Source organism: Streptomyces sp. NPDC031365 (assembly GCF_055569765.1).
Genome location: NZ_JBVIIM010000006.1, coordinates 214067 through 234540, shown reverse-complemented (window position 1 = coordinate 234540; position 20474 = coordinate 214067). Strand labels below are relative to the sequence as shown.

The window sequence follows — 20474 nt, the reverse complement described above, 5'->3', positions numbered from 1 at the left end:
TCCGTCCCTACGGCAGCATCCAGGACAGGGCGGGCAGCGACTGCAGGTAGACCAGCACTCCCAGCGCCGCCAGCATCGCGACGCTGTACCCGACGACCTTGCGCAGCAGGATCCGTTCGGAGCCCGGCACTCCCACCGCGGTCGCCGCGATGGTCAGGTTCTGCGGGCTGACCAGCTTGCCGACGACGCCGCCGGAGGTGTTCGCGGCCACCAGCAGGGTCGGGTCGATGCCCGCGCGCTCGCCCGCGGTCTGCTGGAGCGTGGCGAACAAGGCGTTGGCGGAGGTGTCGGAGCCGGTGACGGCGGTGCCGAGCCAGCCGAGGGCGGGGGAGAGCAGGGCGAAGATCCCGCCGACCGCGGCCAGCCAGGTGCCGATGGCCACGGTCTGGCCGGACTGGTTCATGACGTAGCTCAGCGCCAGTACGGTGGCGACCGTGGCTATGGCCGTGCGCATGTTCTTCAGGGTGCGGCCCGCGGCGAGCAGGCTGGTGCGGGCGGACATCGGGAACCGGCCGCCGTCGCTCGTGAGGCTGTAGACGAGCGTCACCAGCAGGCCGGAGGCGATCAGCAGAGTGCCGGGATTGCCGAGGATCTCCAGCTTGTAGATCGCGCTGGCGGACGGGGAGCCGTCGCCGGCGACCAGGTTGCCGTACAGACCGGGCCACTGGATCTCGATCTTGAACCGGCCGAGCAGCGCGGGGACATCGAGTCCGCCGACCCTGAGCTTGGCCAGCGCGAAGACCACGATCACCAGCACGTACGGCAGGACGGCCAGGCCGACCCGGCGCGGGGTCAGCGGCTCTGCCTCGACCTGGGAGCGCTGGTCGTCGGGGGTCTTCGGCGCCCAGAACCGCAGCATGATCACCGCGGCCGTGAAGCCGGCCAGCGCGGAGACCACGTCGGTGAGTTCGTACGCGAAGTGGGACGCGCACCAGAACTGGGCCACGGCGAAGACGAGTCCGGTGACCAGGGCGATGGGCCACAGCTGGCGGAAGCCGCGGATGCCGTCGACGAGGAAGAGCAGCAGCATGGGGACGAAGAGCGCGAGCAGCGGTGTCTGCCGGCCGACGACGGCGGCGATGTCCTCGGGCGCGATGCCGGTGAGGTTGCCGGCCGTGGTGATCGGGATGGCCATGGCGCCGAAGGCGACGGGGGCCGTGTTGGCGACCAGGACGGTCACGGCCGCCTTGAGCGGCGGCAGGCCGATCGCCATGAGCATCGCGGCGGTGATGGCGACGGGTGCGCCGAATCCGGCCAGGGCCTCCAGGAGGCCGCCGAAGCAGAAGGCGATGAGCATCGCCTGGACGCGCAGGTCGCCGCGGCCGACGGCGCTGAAGGAGCGGCGCAGGTCTTCGAACCGGTTGCTGACGACGGTGAGTTCGTAGAACCAGATGGCGGCGACGACGATCAGCATCACCGGGAACAGACCGAAGACCAGGCCCTGGGTGGCGGACAGGGCACCGAGCCCGACTGGCATCCCGTAGCCGAGCACCGCGATCGACAGGGCGGTGATCAGAGCTCCGAGCGCCGACTGGAGCGCCGGGCGCTTGGCCGCCACCAGCAGCAGGAAGAAGACCGCGAGGGGCACAAGGCCGAGTAGGGCGGTGACGGTGAGGCTGTCCCCGACGGCGGTCACGTCAGGGGTGTAGGCCGCGAGGACGGCCGGTTGCGCTGTGATCACGTACGTGCTCCTCCTTGAGTACCGCGGCTGCGGGGCCGTTACCGCCGGTGTCCGTGTTCCGGGCGGCACTGCGCGTGCCCTGCCGGTGTCCCGTTCCGGAGGCCTGCGTGGGCCCTGCCGCTGCTGAAGCGGCCATCAGTAGGACACCGATGACCTCACATGTCAATAAGGTCGGACCGAACTCTGGTGGCAGGATCGGTCGATGCCTAATATGGTCCGACCGAACGAAGGAGGCTCCATGCGCATCGGACTCTTCGCCACCTGTCTGGGGGACACGCTGTTCCCCGACGCGGTGAAAGCGACCGCCGTGCTGCTCACCCGGCTGGGCCACGACGTGGTGTTTCCGCCTGGGCAGACGTGCTGCGGTCAGATGCACGTCAATACCGGCTACCAGCGCGAACCGGTCCCACTGGTGCGCAACTTCGCCGAACAGTTCGGCGACCCGTCGATCGAGGCCGTGGTCATGCCGTCCGGTTCCTGCGCGGGCTCGGTGCGTCACCAGCACCGGATCGTCGCCGAACGGTACGGCGACGCGGCACTGGTCGACGCCGTCACCGCCGTCAAGGCCAAGACCTACGAGCTGTCGGAGCTCCTCGTCGACGTGCTCGGCGTGACCGACGTCGGCGCCTGGTTCCCGTACCGGGTGACCTACCACCCCACCTGCCACTCGCTGCGCATGCTGAGGGTGGGGGACAAGCCGCTGCGCCTGCTGCACGCGGTCGACGGCATCGACCTGGTGGAGCTGCCGGAGGCCGACGCCTGCTGCGGATTCGGCGGCACCTTCGCGGTCAAAAACGCGGACACGTCCACCGCCATGCTCCAGGACAAGGTGCGCGACGTGCTGTCCACGGGTGCGGACGTGTGCACGGCCGGCGACTCCTCCTGCCTGATGCACATCGGCGGGGGCCTGTCCCGCATCAAGGCCGGGACCCGCACCCTGCACCTCGCGCAGATCCTCGCCTCCACCCGCACCTCGCCCTGCGTACTTTCGAAGATGGAGGCCGCCGCCCGATGAGCAGCACCTTCCTCGGCATGCCCGCCCTCCCGCCCCGCTCCCCGTACGGGACCGGCAACCTGCGCGGCGAGCGCACGTTCCCCGCGGCCGCCCACGACGAGCTGCGCAACGAGCAACTGCGCGGAAACCTCCGCAGGGCCACCCACACCATCCGCGCCAAGCGGCTCGCCGTCACCGGTGAACTGCCCGACTGGGAGCGGCTGCGCGACGCCGGCTCGGCGATCAAGACGGACACCATGAACCGGCTGCCCGAGTTGCTCGAACAGCTGGAACGCAAGGTCACCGAGCACGGCGGCACCGTCCACTGGGCGCGCGACGGGGCCGAGGCCAACGAGATCGTCGCCCGGCTCGTCGAGGAGACCGGAAGCGACGAGGTCATCAAGGTCAAGTCGATGGCCACCCAGGAGATCGGTCTCAACGAACACCTCGCGACCCGGGGCATCACCGCGTACGAGACCGACCTCGCCGAGCTGATCGTGCAGCTCGCGGACGACAAGCCGTCGCACATCCTGGTCCCGGCGATCCACCGCAACCGGCACGAGGTCAGGGACATCTTCCGCGCCGCCATCCCGGGCGTGGACCCCGGTCTCGACTCCGTCCCGGCCCATCTGGCGGCCGCCGCCCGGGCCTATCTCCGGGAGAAGTTCATGACGGTCCCGGTGGCCGTCTCCGGAGCCAACTTCGGCATCGCCGAGACCGGCACGCTGTCGGTGGTCGAGTCCGAGGGCAACGGCCGCATGTGCCTGACCATGCCGGACACCCTGATCACCGTCATGGGCATCGAGAAGGTGCTGCCGCGCTACCGGGACCTGGAAGTCTTCCTGCAACTGCTGCCGCGCTCCTCCACCGGCGAGCGGATGAACCCGTACACCTCGCTGTGGACCGGCGTGACCCCGGGGGACGGCCCGCAGACGTTCCACCTGGTGCTCCTCGACAACGGGCGCACTGCGGCGCTCGCCGACCGGATCGGGCGCGAGGCGCTCAACTGCATCCGCTGCTCCGCCTGCCTCAACGTCTGTCCGGTGTACGAGCGGGCCGGCGGACATGCCTACGGGTCGACGTATCCCGGCCCCATCGGCGCCGTGCTCACCCCGCAGCTCGCCGGGATGCACGCCGCGAAGGACGACCCGAACAGCTCGCTGCCGTTCGCCTCCAGTCTGTGCGGCGCCTGCTTCGACGCCTGCCCGGTGAAGATCGACATCCCGTCGCTCCTGGTGGAGCTGCGGCACCAGCACACCGAGCAGGCCGGCACCACCGTGGAGAAGCTGGCGATGAAGGCGGCCGCGACGGTGATGAAGCGGCCCCGGCTGTTCACGGCCGCGCAGAAGACCGCCGGACCCGGCGGCCGGCTGGTGGCCGGGCGGGACCGGAAGATCTCCCGCCTCCCGGCCCCGTTCGACGGCTGGACCGACAGCCGGGACATCCTGGCCCCGCCCCGGCGGACCTTCCGCGACTGGCTGGCCTCCGAGGAGGGCGAGGCCACCCTGCGGGCCGCCGCCGAAGAGGGCGCCCGGACCGCAGCCCACCCCCACGAGGAGGAGAACCCGTGACCGCGACCGCACGCGAGACGGTGCTCGGACGTGTCCGGGACGCCCTCACCCTCGCCCGCCCGGCGGAAGTGACGGCCCCCCGCGCGTACCGCACCGGCCGTACGCTGCCCGACGACGAACGGCTCGCGCTCTTCCTGGACCGCCTGGTCGACTACAAGGCGCAGGTGCGCACCTGCACCGCCGACCGCGCCCCGGCCATGATCGCCGAGGCGCTCCACGAGCACGGGGCGCGCCGGGCCGGCGCGCCCGCCGACCTCGACCCGGCCTGGGTCGCCGCCTACGACGGCGAGGTCCAGTGGGACTCCCCGGACATCCCGGCCCCCCGGCTCGGCGAACTGGACGGCGTGGTCACCGCGTCCGCGGCCGGCTGCGCGGAGACCGGCACGATCTTCCTCGACGGAGGCCCCGGACAGGGCCGGCGCGCGCTGTCCCTCGTCCCCGACCTGCACGTCTGCGTCGTGGACCTGTCGACGGTGGCGCCCGGCGTGCCGGAGGCGCTCGACCGGCTGATCCCGGAGCGCCCGACCACGCTGATCAGCGGCCCGTCGGCCACCTCCGACATCGAACTGGAGCGAGTCGAGGGGGTGCACGGTCCGCGCACCCTGGTCGTGGTGATCCGCACGGACTCCTGAGCGACGCCCGTTCCGGCGTGGCAGGGCGTGGAGCCGCTCCGGGCGCGACGTGGGCGTGGCGAGGGCGCCCTGCTCGCCGCCCGCGAGTTCCTCGTGCGCCGGGCCCGGGCCCGGGGCCGGTCGGCCGGTCGGCTCCCGCGCCGGGTCTGACCCGTGCGTGGCCGCGTCGGCGGTGTCAGCTGCGCACGGCGCGGACGAGCGCGTCCAGTGCGGTGCGGCTGTGGCCCTCGGTGCCGGCCACCGGCCGGGTGACCGTCCCGGCCCGCTGGATGCCGGCGTGCGGCCGCCAGAGATCGGCGACCTGCCCGGCGGTGTAGAGCACGCGTGGGTCCTGTGGACCGCCGTGGTCGAGGTTGGCGGCGTCGTGGCCGACGAGCAGCAGGGTCCCGCCCGCGCGCACGGCGGTGGCGGCCCGGGTCAGCACCTCGGCCATCCGCGGCCACGGCAGATGCAGATAGGCGATCAGCGCCAGGTCGTACGTCGCGGCAGGCGGTGCCCAGTCCATGAGATCGGCAGGGACGGCGTGCAGGCGCACCCCGCGTTCGGCGGCCAGCCGACCGGCCTTCTCCAGGGCCACGGCGGAGAAGTCGACGGCGTCCACCTCCCAGCCCTGTTCGGCGAGCCAGACCGCGTTGCGTCCTTCTCCCGCGGCGATGTCCACCGCCCGCCCGGTCGGCTCCAGACCGGCCAGCTCCTGCTCGACGAACCGGTTGGGCTCGGCCTTCCAGACCAGTCCGCTGCCGCGATACCGCTCGTCCCAGCCCGCTGCGTCCATCGTGCGCACCTCTTTCCTCGGAGTGGAATCCCGGTCGGTCCGTACTGTTCCCGCCGTCCCGGTTTTCCGCATCGTCACCGGCGGGCCGATCCGGACCGGGACGGCTGTCGGGGCCCTGCCGTACGGTCGCAGCGGGGCCGGGTGCGGTCGGGAACGCACGTACGGCGGGCGGCGGCCGGGTTGCCCCGGTCGCCGCCCGCCCTCGTGCGCGCCGGCTCAGACGTCGGCGGATACGGGCAGGGCGAGCCAGGCGCCGTAGCCGCCGAGCAGGTCGGAGACGTCGGTGCGGCCCTTGTGGCGCAGCAGGGCGGCGGCGATGGAGGAGCGGTGGCCGCCCGCGCAGTGCACGATCAGGGGGCGGCCGGCGGGGATCTCGTCCGTGCGGCGGGCGAGTTCGGCCAGGGGGATGTGCAGCGAACCGTCGATGAAGCCCTCTTCGCGCTCGGCGGCGTTGCGCACGTCCAGGACCAGCGGCGGTTCGTCGCCGTCCAGCAGACGGCGCAGCTCGTCGGCGGTCAGCCGGCTGGCCTGCTCCATCTCGTCGGCCAGGGCCGGGAAGGCGCCCTCGGGCTCGCGCAGGTAGCCGCCGACCCTGTCGAAGCCGATGCGGGCGAGCCGGGTGACGATCTCCTCCTCGCGGTCCTGCGGCGCGATGACGACGACCTCCTGGTCGGGGGCGACGACCATGCCCGCCTGCTCGGCGAACCGGCCGTCCGCGGGCACGTTGACCGAGCCGCGCAGGTGCCCGGGTGCGAAGTCCTGCGGGGAGCGGGCGTCGAGCACGACCGCTCCCGCCGCGCGCCGCTCCATGAACTCCCCGGCCGACAGCGGGCGGGGCGCCGCGGCCGCGTCGAACAGGCCGTGCTCCTTGCGGTTGAGGATGGCGTCGTAGACGAAGTAGGCGGGCGCGGAGGGCTGTCCCGCCGTCACCAGTGCCACGAACTGTTCCTCGCTCATGGGCCGGCAGGCGTAGTTGGTGGCCCGCTGCTCGCCGATGGTCGACTGGCGCCGGGTGGAGAGGTTCTTGCCGCAGGCGGAGCCGGCCCCGTGGGCGGGGAAGACCCGGACGGCGTCGGGGAGGGCCATCAGCTTGTGCTGGACGGTGTCGTAGAGCATTGTGCCGAGTTCGTCGGCGGTCACGCCGATCGAGGCCAGCAGGTCGGGGCGGCCCACGTCGCCGATGAACAACGCGTCGCCGGTCAGGACGCCGTAGGGGACGGTGTCCTCCGCGTGCTCGTACACCAGGACACTGATCGACTCCGGTGTGTGGCCGGGGGTCTCGAGGATCCGCAGCTGGACGTCGCCGAGACTGATCCGCTCGCCGTCGGTCAGTTTGCGGATGGGGTACTCGGCCTCGGCGCGCTGCCCGTAGCCGATCCAGGCTCCGGTGCGGTCGGCGAGCTCCAGGTGGCCGGCGAGGAAGTCGGCGTGGAAGTGGGTGTTGACGACCGCCTCGATGGTGAAGCCGTGGGCTTCGGCATCGGTGAGGTACTCGGAGACGTCGCGGCGCGGGTCGATGACGACGGCCTTGCCGGTGCTCTCGTCGGCGATCATGTAGGACGCGTGGGAGAGGCACTCGAGGTAGTACTGGGAGAAGAACATGAGGGGGAGCTCCATACGGGAACGGGATGGGCGGGTGGAGGGGGCCGGCCCGGGCCGGGGGATGCCCGGGCCGGCCGGTCAGAGGCGGCCGGTGAGCATGCCGTGCCAGTACACCGGCGGCAGGCCGTACCGCTTGAACGCCCACATCGTGCGCCGCTCCTTGAAGGGGTCGAGCAGCGGGAAGGAGGGCGTGGGGTTGAGGTCGTAGTCGAACTCGGCGAGCAGCATCCGGTCACGCGCGGTCACCAGCGGGCAGGACGTGTAGCCGTCGTAGCGCTGGGACGGAGAGCGTCCCTTCATCACGTCCAGCAGATTCGCCGCGACCACCGGGGCCTGCTTGCGCACGGCCGCGCCGGTCTTCGAGGTGGGCAGACCGGCCACGTCGCCGACCGCGAAGACGTTGTCGTGGAAGGGGCTCTGGAGGGTGTACTTGTCGGCGGCGACGAAGCCCTGCGGACTGGCCGGGTCGGCGAGCGGGCTCGCCTTGACCCAGTCGGGTGCGCTCTGCGGCGGCACAGCGTGCAGGAGGTCGAAGCCGACGGTCTCCTTCGTGCCGTTCGCGTGGTCGGTGAGGACGACTTCGCGGCCGTCGCCGTCGACGGCGGTCATCTCGGTACGCAGCCGCACCTCGATGCCGTACCGGGCGGCCACCTGATCCAGCACCCGTGACCAGGCGGGCACCTTGAACAGCGCCGGATCGGGGACGACGAGGATGATCCGGATGTCGTCGAGAACCTTCTGCCGGCGCCAGTGGTCGGCGGCCAGATAGGCGATCTTCTGCGGGGCGCCGCCGCACTTCAGCGGGGACGCCGGGTGGGTGAAGACGGCCGTGCCCGAGCGCATCCGTCGGATCAGCTCCCAGGTGCGCGGGGCGTACTCGGGCGCGTAGTTGCTGCTCACCCGGCCGTGCCCGACCGCCTCGGCCAGTCCCGGCACGCCGTCCCAGTCGAGCTGGATGCCCGGCGCCATCACAAGGTGTTCGTAGGTGAGCCGGGCGCCGCCGGACAGTTCCACCGTGCGGGCCTCGGGGTCGACGGCCAGGGCGCGGCGGCGGATCCACCGCACGCCGTCCGGTATGACCGACCCCTCGGGGCGGTGGGTGGTGCGCAGGGGTGCCTGACCGCCCCCGACCAGGGTCCACAGCGGCTGGTACCAGTGGGTGTCGGACGGCTCGATCAGGGTGATGTCACTGACGCCGGCCCGGCGGAGGCGCGCCGCGACGCTGATGCCGGCGCTGCCGCCGCCGATGACGGCGACTCGGTGACGGCCGGAGAGCGGGGCGTCGGCGGGTGAGGGGGTGGCGACCACGGTGGACTTCCTTTCCAGCGGGCGGTGTGAGGGTGTCGGTGGGAATCAGAGGGAGCGTTCGTGCGAACCGGCCGTGACGGGGCGTCCGGCGCGGGCCCAACCGCCCGTTCCGCCGGTCACGGAGTAGGCGTCGATGCCGCGGGAGTTCATCCAGTCGGCGGCCGTCCTGCTGCGGTTGCCACTGGCGCAGATCACGAACACGGGTCGGTCGGCGGGCAGTTCACCGCACCGGGCGGGCACGGTGCGCAGTGGCATCAGCCGTGCGCCGGGCACGTGCCCGGCCGCGTACTCCTCCGGCTCCCGTACGTCGATCACCAGTGCGCCGCCGGCCCAGTCCTCCGCGAACACGTCCTGCGTCACTTCACGGGCCATCTCGTGCGCCTCCTCAATTACCCGGGGGGGTATCGCTCCCTGTGAGGGTACGGCGGCCCGGCGGCGGACGTCAAATACCCCCTGGGGTATCTTTCCCGGGGGTGGCTCCCGGCACGGAGGCAGCGTGGGGAGCGCCGGGAGCGGGCCGGGTCCCCCGCGGCGCGGTCCTGGGCAGCCGGACGGTCATCCGCGTCCCGCCCTCCGGCCCGGAGTCCGCGGCGACCGTGCCGCCGTGGGCCGCGACCAGCTCCTTGACGACGGCCAGGCCGATGCCGCTGCCGCCACCCGCACGAGCACGCGCCCCGCGCCACAGTCGGTCGAAGACGTGCGGCAGCTCCTCGGCGGGGATACCGGGCCCGGTATCGGCCACCTCGACGAGCGCCTCGGAGGATGTGGCGGACGTCATGACGGTGACGGAGTCGCCGGGACGGCAGTGGCGGGCGGTGTTGCTCAGCAGATTGCCGAGCGCCTGGTGCAGCCGGTCCGCGTCCGCGCGGACCAGCAGGGGAGCCGGGCCCGGCACGGTGCGCACGGTCAGCCCGGCGGTGTGCAGCTCGGCCTCCCGCTCGGCCACGGCGGCCCCGGCCAGCGCGGTCAGATCCACCTCGGCCAGGTGCAGGGCGAAGCGGGCCGACTCGGCCTCCGCGAGTTCGCCGAGGTCGTCGACGACACGGCCCAGCCGCAGGGCCTGGTCGTGCAGGGAGGCAAGGCGCCGGGCCGACGGATCGGCGAAGCCGTCCCGCAGTTCCTCAAGCCCTGCCCGCAGCGAGGCCAGAGGCGTGCGGAGTTCATGTGCGACGTCCGCGGCGAGCCGATGGCGTGCCTGCTCGGCGCGGCCGACGTCGTCGGCCATGGCATCGAAGGCGCGGGCGAGGTCGCCCAGCTCGCCGGGTGCCTCGACCCGTGCCCGCGCGGAGCGTTCACCGGCGGCCAGCGCACGGGCGGTGTCCGCGACACGGATCACGGGAGCGGTCAGGCGCCGGGTGACGAACCAGCTCACGGCCAGAGCCAGGGCCAGCGCACCGGCGGTGGCCGCGGCGATCCAGCCCCAGGCGACCGACAGTCCCGCCGACCCGGAGCCGGGGGAGAAGACCAGGCGGACGGAGCCGACGGTGCCGCCGTCGACCACCACGGGCGCCCGGGCTCCGGGCCCCGAGCCGGTGCCCCGCTCACGCCGTTCGCGATCCGAGCCGCTGTTCTCGTCCGGTCTCCCGATGGCGCCCGACACCACCTCGTTGTCCGCGTTCCGCACGGTGAGCACCGCGTCGGCGCCGGCGGCGACGGAACGCGCCGCGGAAAGGTCGGCAGCCGGCCAGCCGCCCGCGGTGCGGTAGGCGTCGGCGGCCGCCGCGGCCACCCGGGAAACGGTGCGCTTGCGGTCGGCCTGGTGGGCGCTGCTGAGCCCGCGGTCGGTGCCCACGAGCGCCGCGGCCGTCAGCAGCGCCACGGACGCCAGCACGACCACGGCGAACGCGGCGAACAGCCGCCGGCCCAGCGGGCCCAGCCCGCCGGAGCGGGACGAACGGGGCTCAGGGGTCACGGGACCACCCCAGCCGGTAGCCCACGCCCAGCACCGTCTCGACCAGCTCGGGGCCGATGTCCCCGAGCTTGTGCCGCAGGTTCTTCACATGCGAGTCGACCGTCCGCTCGTACCCGGCGAATTCGTAGCCGCGCACCCGGTTGACCAGCTCGTAGCGCGAGTACGCGCGGCCCGGCACGGACGCGAGCGCGGTCAGCAGACCCCATTCGGTGGGTGTCAGCTCCACCGGCACCCCCGACAGGGTCACCTCGTGCCGGGTCTCGTCGATCCGCAGCCGTCCCCCGCCGTACGACATGGCCGGCGCCGCCCCCGCCGCCGAACCCCGGGCCCGCTCCAGCACCGCACCCACCCGCAGCACCACCTCGGTGGGACTGAACGGCTTGGTCACGTAGTCGTCGGCTCCCAGCCGCAGCCCGTGGATACGGTCCTCGACGCCCGTGCGCGCGGTCAGCACCACTACCGGCACCCGTCCGCGTTCGCGCGCCTCGCGCAGCACCTCCTCCCCGTCCACGTCGGGCAGACCGAGGTCGAGCAGGGTCAGATCGATCCCACCCGTGCCGAGCAGCCGTGCGGCCTCGGCCCCCGACCCGGTCGTCAGCACCCCGTAGCCCGCGCGCTCCAGATAGCGGCGCAACAGCTCGCGGATCTCCTTCTCGTCCTCGACGACGAGCACCGTGGCGGTCATGTTCCACACCTACCCACCGGAACGGGTTCCGGCGAGGGCCGAACGGGCCGAACCCGCCCGTCGCGGTCTCCATCCCGTCTCCACACGCGGCGCACGGCGACTGCAGGGCCCGGCGCGAGGGTGACGGTGCGGGAACACAGGGACGCTCCCGCGGATCCGAGGAGGTTCGCCATGAGGCGCAACATCAAGATCGCGACAGCGGTCACCGCGGGTGCTCTCGCCGTGGGCGGCATGCTGGCCGCCGGCCCGGTGGCCGCGGACCCGGGCGGTGCCGGGCCGGTGGCCGCGCAGACCACTTCCGAGGGTGCGCTGCCGAGCGCTCAGCACCAAGGGCACCACCACCACGGCGGCGACGCGGACGGCCCCCGGAAGCACGGCGGGGACTGCGACGGGGCCGCCCTGGCCGAGCAGGGCACCCTGACGGCCGCGCAGAAGGCCGCCCTGGCGAGCACGGCCGAGGAGGAGAAGCTCGCGCACGACCTCTACACGGCGTTCGCCGAGCGCTACGACGCCCGGATCTTCGATCGGATCGCGGCGTCCGAGACCCGGCACCTGACCGCTGTCCGCACCTTGCTGGACCGCTACGACGTCATCGACCCGACCGCTCGGAAGCCGGCCGGCGAGTTCACCGATCCCGCCGTCCAGGCCTCCTACGACCGGCTCCTGACACAGGGCGAGGACAGCCTGTCCGGAGCCCTGAAGGCGGGCCGCACGGTCGAGGCCGAGGACATCGACGCACTGACCGAGGCACTGTCCGGAGTCACCGCCCCGGACGCACGTCAGGTCTACGGCAATCTGCTCGCCGCCTCGGAGAGGCACCAGGACGCGTTCGACCGCCGGATCACCGGCGACTAGAACTAGACCGCGACCGTCCCGGTGGGCGCCGGCCGGGACCGTCGGAGCGTCGGCCGGCCCGGCCCGGGCGGCTACAGGGATGCCGCCGAGGATCCTTCACATGCCCCGCGGCGGCCACCCGTGCATGTCCGGGGCGGCCCTCAACGGGTGTGCCGGCCCGGCGGGGCATCCGTGGAGTGTTCTCGCGGGCGGGGCACGGGTCCGTCCCACCGGCGACCCCCTGCGGGACATCCCCAGCAACCGGGCGGCGCCTCACTCCCGAAGCACGCCGTGACCAGCCGGAACCCCGTGGGAAGCACGATCGAACTGCCGAGCGTGGAGCCCACCCGGACAATGGAAGAGGTGCTCGGTCGCCGGTGACCGGCGGACGAGCCGGTGCCGCCGCCGCGCGGCACGCCGGGGGCCGCCTCCTCGAATCCGGCGGCGGCCCGGCGAGCGAGGAGGTCACCATGGCTGACATCACCCGGCGCATCACCACCCTGTTCCGTACCAAGGCGGACAAGGCACTGGACAGAGCGGAGGATCCCCGCGAGGTCCTGGACTACTCCTACGTACAACAGCAGCAGATGCTCCGGCGGGTCCGGCGCGGGGTCGCCGACGTGGCGACCAGCCGCAAGCGGGTCGAACTGCAGCTCAGCCGGCTTCAGCAGTCCACCGACAAGCTGCGGGGCCAGGCGGAGCGGGCGCTGGCCGCCGGGCGCGAGGACCTGGCCCGCGAGTCGCTCACCCGCCGTACGGCCGTGGCCGCGCAGATCACCGACCTTCAGGCCCAGCACACCTCGCTGAAGGACCAGGAGGACAAGCTCACGCTCGGTGCGCAGCGTCTGGAAGGGAAGGTGGACGCCTTCCGGACCCGCAAGGAGACCATTAAGGCCGGGTACACCGCGGCCGAGGCGCGGACCCGCATCACGGAGGCCGTGACCGGCATCGGCGAGGAGATGGGCGATGTGGGGCTGGCCATGCAGCGCGCCGAGGACAGGACCGAGCAGTTGCAGGCACGCGCCGGCGCGCTGGACGAACTCATCGACTCCGGTGTGCTGGACGACGCCACCCTGCCGCCCGGCCGGGACGACGTCCAGGCCGAGTTGGAGCGGGTCACCGCGGGCCAGGATGTGGAGCTCGAACTGGCCGGGATGAAGGCGCGGCTCCCCGCGAAGGCCGAGCCGCAGGCGGTGGAAGCCGCAGAGGCCCGCCCGGAACAGGAGGAGAAGTCATGATCATGCGCATTCTGGGCGAAGGCCAGTACGACATCGCGGAGGGGCACGTCCACCGGCTCAACCAGCTCGACTCCACCCTCCAGGCAGCCGCCGACGCGGACGACGGGACGGCGTTCGCCGCCGCGCTGTCGGCCCTGCTGGATGCCGTACGCAGCCTGGGCACACCGTTGCCGGCCGAGCGGATCACTCCGTCGGATGTGGTGCTGCCCGACGAGACGACCGGCCTCCCGCAGGTGCGGGAGCTGCTGTCCGACGAGGGCCTGATCCCGGGCTGACGGGGGGATGACGATGCGTAGCCGTTTCGAACCCGACCGGCGGCTGACCGCCCGCATGGCGGTCACCATGTTCCTGCTCGGCCTGCTGTACGTGGCGTTCGTCGCCGCGTTGATCGCGCTGCTGAAGTCCGTCGTCCTGGTGATCGTCATCGCCGCCGCCCTGTTGGGCGCCCAGTACTGGTACTCCGACCGGATCGCGCTGTACGCCATGCGCGGCCGCATCGTCACGCCCGAGGAACAGCCCCTGCTGCACGGGGTTGTCGACCGGCTGTGCGCCACCGCGGACATGCCCAAGCCGCAGGTCGCCGTCTCGGACATGGACCTGCCCAACGCGTTCGCCACCGGCCGCAACGCCGACCACGCCGTGGTCTGCGTGACCACCGGGCTCGTGCGGCGTCTGGAGACGGAGGAGCTCGAGGGCGTTCTGGCGCACGAACTCTCCCATGTCGCCCACCGCGACGTGGCGGTGATCACCGTCGCCTCGTTCCTGGGGGTGATCGCCGGGCTGGTCGTCCGCTTCGCCTTCTACTCCCAGTTGTTCGGCGGACGCAACCAGCGGGATCAGAACACCGCTGCCGTGTTCATGGCGGTCGTAGGCGTCTCCGCCCTCGTGTACGCGATCAGCTTCCTGCTGATCCGGGCCCTGTCCCGCTACCGGGAGCTGGCCGCCGACCGGGCCGCGGCCATGCTGACCGCCAAGCCCTCCGTCCTGGCCTCGGCGCTCACCAAGGTCAGTGGCGACATCGCCCGCATCCCCACCAAGGATCTGCGTACCGCCCAGGCGTTCAACGCGTTCTTCTTCTCCCCCGCCCTCGGGCCCGGTACGGCGATGGCCAGACTGTTCTCCACCCACCCCACCCTGGAACGCCGGCTGGAGGCGCTCGCGGACCTCTCCGCGGAGCTCGGCGACGCGGGCGGGGCGTGAGGAAGGAGGCGGGACCGTGGGCTTCTGGGACGTCCTGCTGGGCCGCAGCAAACCGGCCCGGCCCGACCTGGACCAGCTCTTCGCCCTGCCCTCGGCGGCGATCACCCTCCAGGCCGGCATCGGCCTCACCCCGACCGGCGCGGGCTCGGTCTGCTTCGCCGCGATCGAAGGCGGCGCCTTCGCGCAGGTCCAGCGGGAGGTGCAAGCCCTTCTGGAGGCCGACACGGAACGTGGCGACGCTCCCGTGGAGTTCAGCCGCGACACGTACGGCTACGCGTGGCTGCTCTCCCGTCGGCGCCCGGACGATCTGCCCGCTCTCGTGAGCGACCTCCATGCCGTCAACACCGTCCTGCAGGACGGAGGCTTCGACCCGCACCTCCTCTGCTCCCTGGTCGCCTTCCACACCGACCAGCGGTCCCTCGCGCTGGTCTACCTCTACAAGCGCGGCAGCTTCTACCCGTTCGCCCCGCTGCCCGGCAACAAACGCGACAATCCACTGGAACTCCAGGTCAGGGCCCTGCTCAAGGACGACCTCCGTATCGAGCAGGACCTGAGCCGCTGGTTCCCGCTCTGGGGCGCCCCGGGCCTGTGACTCGGCGTGGCCGCCGGGAGAGGCCGGCCGCCGGACATCCGGCAGGGAGGTCCGGCACGGACGACGCGCCGCGCCGGTGGTGCCGGTGCGCACGGCGGGTGGGCCGCGGAGGGGAGGGTGACGGCCGGATGCCGGCCGTCGGTGTCGCTGCCGATTCCCGTCCTTGACACCTGCGAGCGGGGAGTACGCCCGCGGTGGCCTGCGGCACCCGCCGTGACGGCGAGGCCGCGGCCCCCGCACCGTGCGGAGGCCGCGGCCTCGGTGTTCAGCGCCGGGGCGGCTCCGGCCGGTCTCAGGGACCGCAGCCGCCCCGGCTGTCACAGGCAGGTCAGTTGGCGTTCACCAGGTGGTGCGGGGGAACCGTCACCGTGCGGGCGCCCTTCTCGCCGCCCAGGACGACCTCCCGCAGCGCGCTGTTGTTGCCGTAGTCGGTCTCCTTGAGCCGGTTCTCCGGGTTGGCGAGGACCTGGATGTAGTACGTGCCGTTCGGCAGGTCCGTGATGTCGAAGGACTGGCCGGGCAGGTCCTGGGTGTAGGTGTCACCGGAGCCGACGTCGAGCACCTCGCGGACGGAGATGGAGTTCTCGGAGCCGCACGCGGTGGACAGGTCCGTGTTGCTCGGGTGCCAGTCGGCGTTCTTCACCGTGTAGTCGACGGCGTCGGTGTTGGCCAGGCAGAACGCCTCCTTGCCGCTGCGCACCGTCTCCTTCTGGTCGGCCGTCAGCAGCCGGTAACTGGCGAAGTCCAGGAAGTGCCAGTGCTCGTGGCCGGGACGCGGGTCCCACTCCATGCCGCCGGTCGGGGTGTATCCGACCTGCTTGCCGTCGGCGTCGTAGAAGTACTGGTAGGCGTCCATCACCTCCTTGCCCGGGGAGCGGAAGCCGTCCACGACGAGCTTGGCCGGACCCGCGTTCCACACGTTGGCGCTGAAGGCGAGGTAGTCCTTGCCGGGCACCTCCTCGTAACCGTCGCTGACGGTGATGCCGAACGCGGGCAGCGAGCGCAGGTCGGGCTTCGGTACGTCGGGCACGGACGCCTTTCCGGCCGGCCGCTTCGCGTTGGGCTGGGCGCCCGGCGCCTGCCGCGAACCGTCGGTCTGCCCGGAACCGTCGCCGACGTCGGTGGCGGTGAAGGCCCGCCGTTCCAGGGACTTCTTCTTCAACGCCCACGGCAGGGCGGGCGGAGCCGACGGGTAGGGCCCGTGGCCGGCGTTGTACGAAGGGCCGGCGCCGCTCGTCACGGCGCCGGGGGCCGGAGTGTCCGCGGCGGCTCCGTGCTGCGCGTGGGCGTCGTGCTCCGCGTGGGCGTCGTGCTCCGCGTGGGCGTCGTGCTCCGCGTGGGCGCTGTGCCCGGAGGCGGTGGTCTTCGCCGAGCTGCGGGCGTCGGCACTCTCCTCGTCGTCCCAGCTGCGCTCGCGGACGACCACCTTGACGGTCTGCGGCTTGTCGGCGATGCCGAAGAGATCGCGGTACTTCTCGGCCACGTTGATCTCGGCGGTGTAGGTGCCGGCGTCCAGCTGGACCGGGTCGGTGTAGAACCCCGCGTAGGTGTTGGCCGCCCAGCCGTTCTCGACGCCCCATACCGAACCGAGGGTGAAGGGGTTCGTCGGACAGCTCTCCGGATACTTCGAGTTGGCGGGGGCATCCGGCCGGACCCGCCCCGAGGCGTTGTTGGGGCAGAACGCCTCGCTCTTCTCCAGCACCGTCGAGCCGGCCGCGTCGGTGAGGGTGATCTGCGTGAAGTCCGGCAGTCCGGCGAAGTCGTTCACGACCCCGGCGGGGAGCGTCCTGGTCCGGGTCTTCTTCCCGTTCCGGAGGATCTGCTGGGCGACGACCGGGTCCTTGTAGGACTTGCGGGTCACCTTGAGCTCGAAAGCGCCGTTCTCGGAGGTGACGTACGTCCCCAGGTCGAGATGGACCCCGGGATTCTCCTTCCACGAGTCGAGCGTGACGGAGGTGGAGGCGGCGATCAGGCTGAGCTTCGGCGTCGGCTCCTCGGACTTCGCGTCGGGTGCGGCGGCGACGACGCCCGCGGTCACGGCGATGGCCGCGGCGACGGCGATGGAGGGGCGGGTCAGGCGGTTGGTGCGGTCCTGCTGGAGTCTGGTCATCAGTCCTCGTGCTTCCGGCTTTCGAGTGCGTCATGGAACGTGGACGAGCAGTGCGGCCCCAACTGACGTACGAGGCCGCGTTGTTCGGACCATGAGAGGCCGCCGGACACCCTCCGGGTTGCTTGTACTTCCCCGGACGGCCCTCACTTTGTCCGAAAAGCGCTCAGTGGCTGCCGGACTTGACGCACGTCCATAGCGGGTCCGCGCCTGCATGGGTGCCGAGGGGTACACCGCGGCCTGGTCCCGGGGGCCGAAGACGGCTGCGACTCGCACTGCAGGAGGGCGAGGTCTCGGGTGCGAAAAGGGCAACGGGGTTCGAGGCCTGGCGGTGTCAGCCCGCGGGCCGGTTCGTGAGAGGCTCCTTCACAATCTGCCGGACAGCACTTGGCTGGCCGGCATCCCTACTTTTCGGGCAGGTACGTGCCACGGGCAGGCACGGCTGCAACTGCGTTCTCCTCCGAAACGACCTGGCCCTCCCCCAGCCCGACGTCCTGGCCGACGGTAGGCAAGACATACTCCTGGGCCTTCGAGGCGAGATGGAGTGGCAAGGGGTTGGACAGCGAAGCCCCGTAGTCCGGAGCCTGCCGAAGCTGGTGTACGGCCAGCGCCAGCGCCTCGGGTTCGTCCCCGGCGGCACTGTCACCACCGAGGACCGTGATCTCAACCATCGCCGGGTTCCATGCCACGACACGCGAGTCGGTGGTCAGCTCGCCCTTACGCTTGCCCTTCAGCAGCGGCCGGGCCTTGAGCTTGTCCGCGGACACCGCGGTGGTGGCGAACTGTGACGGCTTTTCCGTTGTGCTGTAGAAGACCCGTTCGGATGATGGCTCACCCGACGGCTCGCACCACAGCCCCACGGACAGGCCGTTCGGTTTCCCCGGGGTGTTTACGCCCCACCACTGGGGGGTCTCCCGCCCCTGGGTGCCGCGTACTCGCACGAGACGGAGTCCGGCATCGAGGCGTCCCGCAGGCTCGTCACTGAACTGGACGAGGTCCGCGACGACTCGGCTGTTCCCCATCCACGGCCAGAGCGAGCGACAGTTCTGGGCGTGTGCGAGCAGAACGGAATCGGTCCCGCGCAACGAGCGCCGGACATGCCCGAGCCAACGAGCCGTGTCGGCACGCTGAGCGTCAGCATTCTGTTTCCACTCCCAGGGGTTACGGGTCTCGGCGGCCGGGGCCTCGGCGTCATCACCGGACCGTGGCGCCGGAACATCCAGGTTCCGCGGGATCTCCGCATGCCGGGTCAGCGCCAGCAGGAACTGGGGATAAGGGATCCAGCGACGCAGCTCCCTGTCCCAACCGGTGATCACACAACCGCCGTCCCCGGCCTCGCGAGGCGTCACCTTGACGGCGACAGGAAGGTACCGGGGTAGTCCCGTCCGGCCGTCCTTGCGCTTCTTGACCATCCACACGGCGACGTATTGCAGTCCGGCCGGCAGTGCGTCGCCGAGAGCGTGTTCGGGCACGATCCGGACACCCAACTGACGGAGTCCGTCGTCCCAGGCGGACCGGGTGCGGTGGGAGAGCGATCCGGGTGTGTCGTCGCCTTCGGTCAGCTTGGCCACGTGAGTGAACTGAGTGAGGACCCCGGCGTCCGCGCAGCCGAGTCGAAGGGCGAACTTGGCGTCGTGGGCGGCGGTGGTGAAGTCCTCCCGTCGGTCGATCTCGACGAGTGCCAGGCCCGGGTCCTCGGACGTCGCACCGTCGGCGCGCAGCCACTGGGCGACGGCCGCACGCCGGGAGTGCAGCGCTTCCCCGAGGGCACGCTGCTTCGGACGCAGGGTCGGATCGATGGGAAGGTCGTCGGCGAGACCGTTCGCCAGCGGCAGGCAGCGAAGCCGCACGGTCAACTCCGGGCTCTCCCAGGTGAGAAGGACCGGACTTCGGGGGGTGGCCTGTTCGTAGGCCTGTTGCGACACTTCCTCCGCGCCTTCGTCTCCCTTGAGCCCGAGGACGGCTTTGAGTGCGGCCACTGCTTCCTCGCGCAGCTCCCTCGTCTGCCACAGCAGCCTCGCTTCCAGGCACGGCACGGGGCCCGTGCCTGTCGGGAGTGCGGCGGCGAGAGCCTCTCTTCTCACGTCGGCGGTGCGCCGCTCCACGTCCTCCTTCCCGGTCGCGCTGGGCTTGGGCCGGGGATTCAGAGGCCCGCGCGGTCCACGCTTGCTGATCGACAGCGGTGGTGCGGCCACCAGCCCGTCCGGCAACGCTTGCTCGGCCCATTCGGTGATTTGGGACCGCTGATGGGACATCAGGCCGTGGCCGACCTTGTGCGGTCCCATGTGGTTGCTGTGGACCACCGCTGCCCGCGTTCCCTTCTCCCGGGTGAACCAGTGCAGCGGATCGGTGAGGATGCTCTCGGCGTCAGGGAACCGTTCCGTGAGGGTGAGCCGCCCGAGCATGCCTGCCGGACCGCTGGCGCTCCAATCGATGCCCCCTACCTCGCGGCTCCACGCGAGCTTGGCGACCGCGTGCCGCCTCGACACCGGAGCCCCCGGCAGCCAGGGAACCCTCGGCAGGAGGTAGACGGACGTGGCACGGCCGAAGGGCAGCGCAAGGCGTCCGTCTTTGCGTCGCACATGTGTGTTCCAGCGACGGATCCCGGTGTGGAGGTGCAGTCGGGGAAGGGGGGAGAACGGCACCGTGTGCAGCGAGATGTTGATGACTACCGAGAACCACCAGGTTCTGCTGCCCGCTTCGTGCGGCAGTGGCTGTGACATCAGCTCGGCCCCCTGCTCGCGCGGCCCGCGGGGCACCGCCCGGAAGTGCAGCAGTCCGGCTCCTGTGTCGTATGCCCCCAGGTCCTGGATCCTGCGCGCCAGGTGGTCCGTCGCGAGCTGGTACTGGTACGGCAGGGGTACCGCCGTACCCCCCTCGCTCGACGGACACCGCAGGAGCGCCAGCTTCCGGCTGTGCCAGACGGGGGGTTCCGCGCGAAGCAGGTCGAGGGTGCCGCGGACGGCGGCCGGGTCGCCGGGACAGAGATCGCCCAACCAGACCGTCAGCAGCCCGTCCAGAACGGGTCCCGGCAACGGGTCCGGCACCTCCGTGGGAGCGCACAGCCAGAAGTCCTCCGTCCCGGCGGTGCCGGAGCTATCCGAGCGGGGACGCACGATCAGGTCGGGGGCCAGGGTCTGGAGCACTTGGTTCATTCTGTGCAGCGGCACGGTACGCAGCGGCCGGCTGCCCTCCGGGCGGTTCCTGTTGCACAGCGCCAGCAGCTCGTCGCGCCAGTGTTCGGGGAACGCGAGGGTGCGGAACTCGGCGGTGAGGGACGCGTCGGGCGCGGGGACGTACGCCGCACGGCGCAGAGTCTTGTACTGCATCTCTGTTTTCCGTT

General features: G+C 71.7%; 17 protein-coding genes. 8 read left to right on the top strand and 9 right to left on the bottom strand.

Annotation, left to right across the window (positions count from 1 at the left end; translation table 11 throughout):
- Nucleotides 1-7: 7 nt before the first annotated feature.
- Entirely contained in the window at nt 8-1681 is a 1674-nt protein-coding gene (locus ACZ5C2_RS12805) for an L-lactate permease (protein ID WP_468789454.1), read from the bottom strand.
- 238 nt (nt 1682-1919) lie between these two features.
- Here ACZ5C2_RS12805 and ACZ5C2_RS12800 point away from each other — a divergent pair, with 238 nt between their 5' ends.
- From ACZ5C2_RS12800 to ACZ5C2_RS12790, 3 genes are read left to right on the top strand one after another with little or no spacing between them, the layout of a single operon-like run.
- Nucleotides 1920-2696 (top strand): (Fe-S)-binding protein, encoded by a 777-nt coding sequence (locus ACZ5C2_RS12800; RefSeq protein ID WP_468789452.1) that lies wholly within the window; start codon nt 1920-1922, stop codon nt 2694-2696.
- Nucleotides 2693-4246, top strand: coding sequence for a lactate utilization protein B (locus tag ACZ5C2_RS12795; RefSeq protein WP_468789450.1), 1554 nt, complete (start codon nt 2693-2695; stop codon nt 4244-4246). Before ACZ5C2_RS12800 ends, ACZ5C2_RS12795 begins: the two co-directional genes overlap by 4 nt.
- On the top strand, nt 4243-4878 hold the full coding sequence (locus ACZ5C2_RS12790; protein WP_468789448.1) for a LutC/YkgG family protein: 636 nt from the start codon (nt 4243-4245) through the stop codon (nt 4876-4878). Before ACZ5C2_RS12795 ends, ACZ5C2_RS12790 begins: the two co-directional genes overlap by 4 nt.
- Nucleotides 4879-5053: 175 nt before the next feature.
- On the opposite strand, the gene ACZ5C2_RS12785 is transcribed toward ACZ5C2_RS12790, so the two are convergent.
- From ACZ5C2_RS12785 to ACZ5C2_RS12760, 6 genes are all read right to left on the bottom strand, one after another.
- Nucleotides 5054-5653, bottom strand: coding sequence for a class I SAM-dependent methyltransferase (locus tag ACZ5C2_RS12785; protein ID WP_468789446.1), 600 nt, complete (start codon nt 5651-5653; stop codon nt 5054-5056).
- A 216-nt stretch (nt 5654-5869) separates the two neighbouring features.
- Nucleotides 5870-7255 carry an MBL fold metallo-hydrolase gene (locus ACZ5C2_RS12780; protein ID WP_468789571.1) on the bottom strand — a complete coding sequence of 462 codons (1386 nt, stop codon included), beginning with the start codon at nt 7253-7255 and terminating at the stop codon, nt 5870-5872.
- A 78-nt stretch (nt 7256-7333) separates the two neighbouring features.
- The gene (locus tag ACZ5C2_RS12775) at nt 7334-8563 is read right to left on the bottom strand and encodes an NAD(P)/FAD-dependent oxidoreductase (protein WP_468789444.1); all 1230 of its coding nucleotides are present in this window, start codon (nt 8561-8563) and stop codon (nt 7334-7336) included.
- 45 nt (nt 8564-8608) lie between these two features.
- A complete protein-coding gene (locus tag ACZ5C2_RS12770) occupies nt 8609-8935 on the bottom strand; it encodes a rhodanese-like domain-containing protein (protein WP_468789442.1) in 327 nt (108 codons plus the stop codon).
- Between the two features lie 70 nt (nt 8936-9005).
- Nucleotides 9006-10475: a sensor histidine kinase gene (locus ACZ5C2_RS12765; protein WP_468789440.1), complete on the bottom strand. Its 1470-nt coding sequence runs from the start codon at nt 10473-10475 to the stop codon at nt 9006-9008.
- On the bottom strand, nt 10465-11160 hold the full coding sequence (locus ACZ5C2_RS12760; protein ID WP_468789438.1) for a response regulator transcription factor: 696 nt from the start codon (nt 11158-11160) through the stop codon (nt 10465-10467). Before ACZ5C2_RS12760 ends, ACZ5C2_RS12765 begins: the two co-directional genes overlap by 11 nt.
- 171 nt (nt 11161-11331) lie before the next feature.
- Between ACZ5C2_RS12760 and ACZ5C2_RS12755 the strand changes: the two genes are divergently transcribed.
- The 5 genes from ACZ5C2_RS12755 to pspAB all read left to right on the top strand — a co-directional run bounded on the left by ACZ5C2_RS12755 (nt 11332) and on the right by pspAB (nt 15024).
- Complete coding sequence (locus ACZ5C2_RS12755; RefSeq protein ID WP_468789436.1) at nt 11332-12015, top strand: DUF2202 domain-containing protein; 684 nt, start codon at nt 11332-11334, stop codon at nt 12013-12015.
- 449 nt (nt 12016-12464) lie between these two features.
- Nucleotides 12465-13232, top strand: a complete 768-nt coding sequence (locus tag ACZ5C2_RS12750) for a PspA/IM30 family protein (RefSeq protein WP_468789434.1) — start codon at nt 12465-12467, stop codon at nt 13230-13232.
- Nucleotides 13229-13507 carry a PspA-associated protein PspAA gene (gene pspAA, locus ACZ5C2_RS12745; protein ID WP_468789432.1) on the top strand — a complete coding sequence of 93 codons (279 nt, stop codon included), beginning with the start codon at nt 13229-13231 and terminating at the stop codon, nt 13505-13507. The genes ACZ5C2_RS12750 and pspAA overlap by 4 nt, the downstream gene beginning before the upstream one ends.
- 13 nt (nt 13508-13520) lie before the next feature.
- Nucleotides 13521-14432: a zinc metalloprotease HtpX gene (htpX, locus tag ACZ5C2_RS12740; protein ID WP_468789569.1), complete on the top strand. Its 912-nt coding sequence runs from the start codon at nt 13521-13523 to the stop codon at nt 14430-14432.
- 16 nt (nt 14433-14448) lie between these two features.
- Entirely contained in the window at nt 14449-15024 is a 576-nt protein-coding gene (gene pspAB / locus ACZ5C2_RS12735) for a PspA-associated protein PspAB (protein ID WP_468789430.1), read from the top strand.
- Nucleotides 15025-15352: 328 nt separating this feature from the next.
- Here pspAB and ACZ5C2_RS12730 read toward each other — a convergent pair whose 3' ends face one another.
- On the bottom strand, nt 15353-17134 hold the full coding sequence (locus tag ACZ5C2_RS12730; RefSeq protein ID WP_468789428.1) for a lysyl oxidase family protein: 1782 nt from the start codon (nt 17132-17134) through the stop codon (nt 15353-15355).
- A 401-nt stretch (nt 17135-17535) separates the two neighbouring features.
- The gene (locus tag ACZ5C2_RS12725; RefSeq protein WP_386497623.1) at nt 17536-20460 is read right to left on the bottom strand and encodes a pPIWI_RE module domain-containing protein; all 2925 of its coding nucleotides are present in this window, start codon (nt 20458-20460) and stop codon (nt 17536-17538) included.
- Between the last annotated feature and the right edge of the window lie 14 nt (nt 20461-20474).